The following is a 7743-nucleotide window of genomic DNA, read 5'->3' on the forward strand; positions in this document are numbered from 1 at the left end:
AACCTCCGTGGACAGAACACCGGTCAAGGGGTGTCCCTTGTCGCGGTCACCGCGTGTGAGTGGCGGGGCCTGGTGCTGCCGTGGAACCGGGCGGCGAGGCCGAGACCGAGCGGTGAGGAGGTGCTCATCGACGCCGACACCTGCCTGGTGCTCATGGTCGGCCGGCCGTTGCCAGGCAATCGCAAGCGACTGCCTGGCCTGCGCCGAGGGTTCCATGCCCCGCTCGCGGCAGAGCAGCGGCATCCCGCCCGCTCCGGGCGCCATGGTGACGTGCTCCAGCTCCGCATCCATCCGCAGATCGTCCCCCTCGCCCGGACCATCGGCCTCGATGCTGCCCGATCACTACCTCGGCTGCCTCCAGCCGGGCCACTCCGCCTCGGTTTCCCCCAGTTCCTTGCGCAACCGCCCGGCGTGCTCGGCCAGCACTATCCGCCGCTGCAGCACCCACGACAGCCCCGCGACCAGCACTTTCAAGATGAACGGGCTCAGCGAGGAGCACCTCGCTTGGGCCGGGGCGGCGTTCTCGGCGGGGTGCCGAGTGCAGGGGCTGCATGACCTGTGAACACCCCCGCCGTCCCCGACTGAGACCACCGGGTTGACCACTCTTCCCGGCGCCGCGAAAATTCGCCGAGCGAGCCCCCAACGAAATGGTCCCGTCGTTCGTGTCATCACATGAGGGGGTCAAAGCCGAATGGCGAAGAAGTGGTCACTACTGCTCACCGAGCTGGTCCAGATCCGTGGCTCTGCCTTGAACCGCTACGGCTTCCTGCTGTGCGGAGACCGCGCGGAGGCCGCCGATCTCGTCCAGGAAGCCCTGGTCAGGGTTTTCGCACAGCCCCGTTCGTCCTGGGACGTGGGGGACGCCGAGGCCTACGTGCGGCGCACCATGCTGAACTATTTCGTCGATCAGCATCGTCGACGTGCCCGGTTCGTGATGGCGACGCCGCGGTTGGCTCAGTCGACGGCGGTGGCGGAACATAGCGAGGGTGTGGGGCTGCGGATCGACCTCCTCGCCGCTCTGAAGGGGTTGTCGCCACGGCAACGCGCCTGTGTGGTCCTGCGCTACTACGAAGACTGCACCGTGCCCGTCATCGCGAGCCAGCTGAGCTGCAGCGAAGGCACGGTCAAAGGCCACCTCAGCGACGCGCTGGCCCGGCTGGGCGCAGCCCTCGACACGCCGCGCACTGAGGTTGAGGGAGACACGAGGTCATGATGGGACCGGAAGACCTTCGCGAGCAGTTGTCCGCCACGGCGGAACTCGCCGGAACGCCGAACATCGACATCAGCGGGGTGGCGGCCAGGGTGCGCCGGCGCCGGACGGCTCGCTTCACGGTCCAGGGAGGCGCGGTTCTGGCACTGGCGGCCGCCGGCACTTTCGGTGTCCTTCAGTGGAACGGGGGTCCTTCGAGGGCCGTCGACGCCGCCGGATCCGGCGCCGTCAGCGTTTCCCCCTCGGCGGGCACGTCCGGCGCTCCGGCACCGGGCCCGTACGTGTGCGGCCAGAGCCTCGACCTTTCCGGAGCGGCCTCGACGCGTGACGGTCTGACCCTGGAGTTCGGCTCCATCCGGCGGACGAGCGATCAGGCTGGCCCCGAGATCGCGGTGTCGCTTCGTTCCGACACGCGGCGCACCGTCGTCTCCACCCCATCGGCGAGCATCGAGGTGCTCTACCTCAAGGACGGCGTGATCCGGGGCGGGGGGCCGATGCTCAACCCGCCCGGTGACCTTTCGCCCCAGGGTGTCGACATGGCCGGACGTCCCGTCGACCTCGAGCCGGGACGCCCGGACGTTCAACAACTGGGCGAGCGCGACGCGCTCTGCCCGTCGTCGTCATGGTCCGAGGTGTGGAGTGATCCCGCGGGCTACGAGGTGGTCGTCGTGCTGCAGCAGCCGGTCGAGGTCCCTGCCGCACAGCCTGCGCCGAACGCACTACCGCCGCTCGTGGTGCGCGCCCCGCTCCCTCACTGAGGCGGCTCCCCGAGCCCGTGCTGAGGTGGTTCCCCCGAGCCGGCAGGGCCCGGGGGGACCACCGTCCGCTGTTACGGCGCCAGCTGCAGGTTCCACGTGTTGTAGATGTCGATCACTTCGGTCCACCGGATGGTGGTGCCGCCGCCCCAGCTGTTGAGGCCACGGGCCTGGCGGGTGCTGCCAGTGATGCCGAAGACGAGGCCACCACTGTCACCGCCCCTGATGGCCGTGCTGCCGTTCACCTGCGTGCCCTCGACACCTCGGTGGTCGACCCCGTTGCTTCCCGTCCAGTACTTGTCCTGGTTGACGACCTTGATGTTGCACACGACGCCCGAGGTGTAGCCGTCTTGGCAGACGTAGTCACCGTTGTACGAGTACGCGGAGCTGGTCAGCGCGAGGGTGAAGGAGTTGTCGACGGGGCCGTCCCACTCGTACCCGGCGGTCACTCCCGTATTGGTGGTGTCGACGGCGATGGCGTCCCAGAGGTTGGCCCTCGCTGTGACCTGGCCGATGTAGTTGCGGCCGCCGCCCTCCCAGCCCGTGTACACACTGTTGCCGTCGGAGAAGCAGTGCGCCGCGGTGATCAAGTACGATCGATTGTCGGACTTGCGCCGAGTGGGCACGCCCGAGGTGCAGGCATAGCCACTGGTCCAGCTGGTGTTGGTGAGTGCGGCGCCCGCGATCCAGGCAGGGGTGTCCCTCAGCCGGGACATGTCGGAACCACCGACAGCTGGTTCCACCACCGTCTCCACCGCGGCCCCGAATGTCGCGGCGCGCGTGGGGTCCGGCTGAGCCGCGAGCTTCTGCCGCGCGCTTGCGACATCCTTCACTCCGAGGTGTAGCGCGCTGCCGTCCGGCGGCACCGTCACGCTCTCGATGTCGGCGTCGAGCTGTCCTCTCGCCTGGAGCAGGCGATCACGTGCCGCGTGCATGGCCTGGCGCGTGTGCTTTCCCTGCTTGATCCGGGCGAGCCCAGTGTCGATCTTTGGGTCCACTTCCTTGGCCGCAGCCAGGAACTTCTGCTTCTGCCCGGGATCGGTCAGGTAGACGGTGACCGTGTGCGAGTTGGCGTCGAGCTCTATGCCGGAGTAGATGCCGGCCTCCCCGGACCGGCCCACGGAGTCGGCGGCGTTGGCGAGTTCACGCAGCGGGTTCAGCAGCTTCGCCTGGTCCGCCGGAGTCAGCGCGGCAATTTCGGCGTCGGTCAGTACGGGGTGTGTCAGCGGGGCCGAGGATGCCGGGAGCACCCCGGCGACCAGCGCCAGCGCGGCCGTACCCAGCCCGATTGCCGTCTTCAGAGATCTGTTCACGAAACTCCCCCTGTTGATCGCAAGCATGGCGATGTGTGGCCATGCGAAGGCATGCGGCGGCCCCGTTGCGTGGCGCGTCTACTGCAACCACTTGGCCCCCCGCCAACCAGCCCTGAACATAGCCGAGTTGACGATCAATCAGAATGGAAATTCGAACTTAAGTGTGATCGCGATGCGTAGGAAATCGGTCGATTGGGTTGATTCCTCACCCTCCGTCAGGAACGCTATGCGCCGTCTTCAGCCGCTCCGTTCCCGGATGTCGGGCCCGTGTCAGCACGGTCCGGAGTGCGGTGCGCCCAGTCCCGGTCCCTCAGTCGCTTCAACTTGCCCCGCAACGCCTCGGCCTGCGCGGGAAGGCCCCCGATCCCGGTGCTGCCGGCGCGGATGTCGTGGGCGATGCTGAGGCCGGTGGTGGGTGTCAGGACCGGGAACAGGGCTTGGTGCTCATCGGTGAGGTCGAAGGGGCCGGCGGCGGGGCCGGGGTCACCCGTCCCCTTCCGCAGCGTGGCCCGCCCTGCTGGCGCAGACGGCCACGGCCCACCAGGGGGCGCCGACCATGGCGAGGGCGTCGACCAAGGCGCCTCCGCTGATGGGCGTGATGGCGGGCGTCCGTCTGGGTCGCGGGTTTTGCGGCTGGGGGATTGGAGTGCTCATCGGACGCGCGCCGTCCCCTGCTGCGACGCGTTCTTGGCGGTGGCCGTGTGGAGTTGCTTGGGGATCCAGATGCGCCGCTCCCGGGCGGCCTGGTAGAGCGCTTTACGGAAGAGGGTCTTACGGTTGCGCATCGCGCCGTGGGTCGTCTCGAGCCGGCCCGCGATCTCGGTGTCCGTGAAGCCCGCGACCGTCAGCCGCACCACCGCCTGGGGTTACCGGCGGCTGCTCGTCCAGGATGTCCTCGAAGTCGGTGGCGAAGACGATGGCCTCGGGCTCGCGGCGGCGTCGAGCTCTTCCTCACCGCGGTGGCGACGTCGTGCCCAGCAACGGCTGGCAGCCCATGGGCCAGATCGCGACCGGCGTCACCACCGACCACGCCAAGGCCCAGTTCGTCGACTTCACCGCCGACACCCACGCCGGCTACATCCTCGCCGACAAGGACACCGCCGGCAGCGCCACGGTCTACGGCTGGAACGGCGGCGACCAGGGCAACGGCTGGACCAACATCGTCAAGGTCGCCCACGGCGGCGTCTGAGCAACCGCTTGATGCTCATGCCGCTACCCGGAGTTCACAAAGCCCGTGCCGTGCCGGGTCAGTACCCGGTACTCAGATCGCCTGTGCGGCAGTGCGGATGGTTTCCAGGACGACATCGGGCCGGGAGAGCATCGGGACGTGGCTGGTGTCGGCCTCGGTGGTGGTGGCTCCCATGCGCTGGGCCATGAACCGTTGGAGCTCGGGGTTGACGGCGCGGTCTTGCTTGGTGACGAGGTACCAGCTGGGCTTGGACTTCCAGGCGGGGTTGTCGGTCGTGGAGCCCAGTACCTCGGCGCGGGGGGCGCCCTGGGTCGCCCAGACCAGTAGCTGGTCCTCCTCGGAGAGGTCGCCGCAGAAGTCGGAGATGCCGTCGCGGGCAATCCACAGGCGTCCGTCCTCGGCATCCAGGTGGGCGAACAGCGGCGGCGTGTCGAACTTGCCGATCAAGTCCTGCGCTGTCTCGCCGGAGTCGGGGGCGAGCGCGGCGACGTAGACGAGCCCGGCGACCCTCTCGTCGGTGCCGGCGTCGGTGATGACGAATCCGCCCCAGGAGTGGCCGACCAGGATCGCGGGGCTGCTGACCCGGGCGAGTGCGCGGTGGACGGCGTCGACGTCGCCCTCCAGCGAGTCCAGCGTGTTCTGCGCGGACACCACCTCATGGCCTTCCCGCTGGAGGACGGGGATCAGCTCGCTGAAGCAGGAGCCGTCTGCCCACAGGCCATGGGCGAAGACGATGCTCGGCTTGCTCGGCGCCATCGGCTTGTTCCTCCACTCGGCACGGATCGCCAGATCCGCTCGTCACATTCGAGGCTCAAGTCCACCCCGGGAATCGCCGAGACGCACGTCGGGCGGACCCAACCGGGCATGGGTGACCACCCGCCCCGTCTCGTCGCAGAATCGGACGTGATCTCGGGCACGGATGGCACCGGTCCCGGTCCGCTACGAGGGCGGCGTCGTGTCGGTGAACAGTCGCATGGTGGGACGCTCAGGGGCGTAGTCGCCGAGTTCCAGTGCCGCCTCGCGCCGGTTTGGCGGCCAGCTGGGGGAGGGGCTCGCTGTCGTGCCGGTAGCCGGGCGGCGGGGTCCTGGGACGTTTAGCCACAGGATGGTGGCGGCGAACCCGATCGCGTGCATGGCCGCGGTCGCGTGCGAGTCGAGGCCCACGCCCTCCAGGCGCCGCAGCATGTGGAGCCGGGCGGCGGCACCGAGGAGTTCGTTGTACGCCTTCTCGTACTCCTGCGCGCACGGTCGCGAGGTCATCCACGGGGTTCTCCGGTGTTCGGATGGTGGGGCTGGGTCTGGAGTCGCCGGCGGTGCCCGGCTCTTCGGGGGTGAGCGGGTCTTCGGGGCCGGCGGGTGCGGACGGGGGTGGGCCTGATCGGCAGGCCGTCATCCGTGGCGGCCTGTTCGGCTTCGGCGACGGCCCGGTTGAGGGAGGCGACCGACGGGGACGTGCCCTGCCCCTGAGCCGGAACCGCTCGTTGTGCTTCCGGCTGCCTGCCGCCATCGCGGTGGCGGGGCCGGCACCCCGCACATGAAGCCCCTGCGCCCCCGCAGCGCAGGGGGACTTCGACGGTGTCCCGGACGGCGGTGATCGTACGTCAGTTCGTTGCTGTGGCGCTCGGGCGGCTGGTCGGGGGTGTGGTGGAGGTGGTGCGCGTCGCGATGGGCCATTCACGGTGGTAGACCGGGAACGGGAGTTCCTTCTCGAAGATCGGCGTGCCGACGATGGCGATGCGTGCCATCAGGGCTCCGTTGATGTCGAGGCCGCCGTAGAGGGCGGCTGTGCCGGTGACGGTCGGGGCGGCGCCGCTGGAGTCGATGGTTGCCGACCCCTCCACCGCGGTGCGCAGGTATGGCTCGATGCTCGCCTTGAGGCCCACGGCGTCGTACAGGGCGACCGAGCCCTCGATGGCGAGGCCGGTGCGGACCGACGCCTTACCGGTGAGCGTGGCGCGGAGCGGGGAGATGGTCATGGTGCCGGGGTCGGCGTCCGTGGTCCAGCCCTTGGCCTTGGCGTAGTCGGAGCGGATGCCCCAGTCGGCGGCGAGTTGCTGCGTGACGTCGAGGGTGACGGTGCCGTCGATTCCGATCTTCGCGTAGAGGGTCAGGTCCAGGTTGATGACGACGGGCACGGGACCGACCATGACCACGGGGCTGGCCATGAGCTTGGCGAGCGGGATCCGGATGGGATCGGAGGGGGCGGCGATTGCGGCACGGATACGCCAGTTGGCGCGGGCGCCGAGTTCGAAGCCGACGCTGGCCTGATCCGGGTGGAGGGCTGCTCCCTGGTACGAGAAGTCGACGGCCGGGTCGAGTTCGAGCGAGCCGGCGAGCGTGACGGAGGCCCCGTGGGGCAGCGGGATCGTGGTGTCCGCATCCAGCTTCAGTCCGCCGGAGACAGAGCCGTTGCCACCGTCGGGGCGCTTGGTGAAGGAGACCTTGAGGTCCTTGACCTGCGGCTGCACCTCGATGCTGCGCGGATCGAGGGCGGTGTGCAGGGTGGAGGAGCTGTTGCCGAGGAGTTCGGCGATGGTGGCGGGTCGGGTGCTGACAGAGGTCTTGCCGCGGTTGGCCGACCGCACCGCGGTGACCGCGAGCAGTGCACCGCGCGGCGCGGCCGGTGTCGGCGGGCTGTCGATCAGCTGACCGGCACGGACGGAGGGGGCGCCTTCGGCGGGGGCGGCGTTGACGGCGGGTGCGAGGACGGCCTCACCGGTGCGTACGTCGTAGGAGCTCAGCGTGAGGCCGGGGCTGCTGGCCTCGGCGGGCCCGCCGGATCGGGTGGAGGGGGTGATGACAGCGAGCTTCGTCTTCCCGCTGGGAGCCAGAGTGGCCGGCACGCTGCCGGCGGCGGGAGTGTGCCGGGGCGTCTTCGGCCGGGCGGTGGCGGTCGGCGGGTCGGGTAACAGGGTCAGGCCGGGCGCGGCCTGACCGACGGTGGTCGTGGGACCGGCCGGCTTGGCCGGCGGGGTCGTCGTGCCGCATCCGCTGAGGGAGAGGGTGAGGGCGGCGGTTATGACGAGCGCGGGCAGGGCGCGGGTGCGCAGGGACATGCGGAGGGGTCACCTTCGGATGTGAGGGGGCAGGCAAAGGCCCGTATGGAATGTCAGGCCCATGTCATGCAGGAAGTAGCGGACCTTCGGGCTCGACGGCTGTGCGGGGAGGGGCCGGGCGCAGACTCGTCGAGAGGGGGCGGCGGGCCCCGCGCCCCCCTTAAAACTATAGGCAGTAGTTTTACGGGACCGTACACTCACCTCGGCGTTTCGGTTGGGA

The 7743-nt window shown here is 69.5% G+C and carries 9 protein-coding genes; 3 read left to right on the forward strand and 6 right to left on the reverse strand.

What is annotated here, in order from left to right; all coding sequences use genetic code 11:
• A partial coding sequence (locus tag J7F03_RS40060) for a hypothetical protein (protein ID WP_214958145.1) occupies positions 1-291 on the reverse strand: 291 nt, incomplete at its 3' end.
• 400 nt (positions 292-691) lie between these two features.
• Here J7F03_RS40060 and J7F03_RS40065 point away from each other — a divergent pair.
• Both J7F03_RS40065 and J7F03_RS40070 read left to right on the forward strand, forming a co-directional pair.
• Positions 692-1213, forward strand: a complete 522-nt coding sequence (locus J7F03_RS40065) for a SigE family RNA polymerase sigma factor (protein ID WP_214958146.1) — start codon at positions 692-694, stop codon at positions 1211-1213.
• Positions 1210-1968: a hypothetical protein gene (locus J7F03_RS40070; RefSeq protein ID WP_214958147.1), complete on the forward strand. Its 759-nt coding sequence runs from the start codon at positions 1210-1212 to the stop codon at positions 1966-1968. The genes J7F03_RS40065 and J7F03_RS40070 overlap by 4 nt, the downstream gene beginning before the upstream one ends.
• 71 nt (positions 1969-2039) lie before the next feature.
• Here the strand turns inward: J7F03_RS40070 and J7F03_RS40075 are convergent, their stop codons facing one another.
• Entirely contained in the window at positions 2040-3278 is a 1239-nt protein-coding gene (locus tag J7F03_RS40075; protein WP_214958148.1) for a hypothetical protein, read from the reverse strand.
• 650 nt (positions 3279-3928) lie between these two features.
• Positions 3929-4135, reverse strand: a complete 207-nt coding sequence (locus J7F03_RS40080) for a hypothetical protein (protein WP_214958149.1) — start codon at positions 4133-4135, stop codon at positions 3929-3931.
• 113 nt (positions 4136-4248) lie between these two features.
• On the opposite strand from J7F03_RS40080, the gene J7F03_RS40085 reads away from it, so the two are divergent.
• Positions 4249-4467 carry a hypothetical protein gene (locus tag J7F03_RS40085; RefSeq protein WP_214958150.1) on the forward strand — a complete coding sequence of 73 codons (219 nt, stop codon included), beginning with the start codon at positions 4249-4251 and terminating at the stop codon, positions 4465-4467.
• A gap of 72 nt (positions 4468-4539) precedes the next feature.
• Here the strand turns inward: J7F03_RS40085 and J7F03_RS40090 are convergent, their stop codons facing one another.
• From J7F03_RS40090 to J7F03_RS40100, 3 genes are all read right to left on the reverse strand, one after another.
• Positions 4540-5223: an alpha/beta fold hydrolase gene (locus tag J7F03_RS40090; RefSeq protein WP_214958151.1), complete on the reverse strand. Its 684-nt coding sequence runs from the start codon at positions 5221-5223 to the stop codon at positions 4540-4542.
• Between the two features lie 183 nt (positions 5224-5406).
• On the reverse strand, positions 5407-5727 hold the full coding sequence (locus J7F03_RS40095; protein ID WP_251073205.1) for a hypothetical protein: 321 nt from the start codon (positions 5725-5727) through the stop codon (positions 5407-5409).
• A gap of 341 nt (positions 5728-6068) precedes the next feature.
• On the reverse strand, positions 6069-7523 hold the full coding sequence (locus tag J7F03_RS40100) for a hypothetical protein (protein WP_214958152.1): 1455 nt from the start codon (positions 7521-7523) through the stop codon (positions 6069-6071).
• Positions 7524-7743: the final 220 nt, after the last annotated feature.

The organism is Streptomyces sp. ISL-43, assembly GCF_018614195.1.
Taxonomy (GTDB): Bacteria; Actinomycetota; Actinomycetes; order Streptomycetales; family Streptomycetaceae; genus Streptomyces.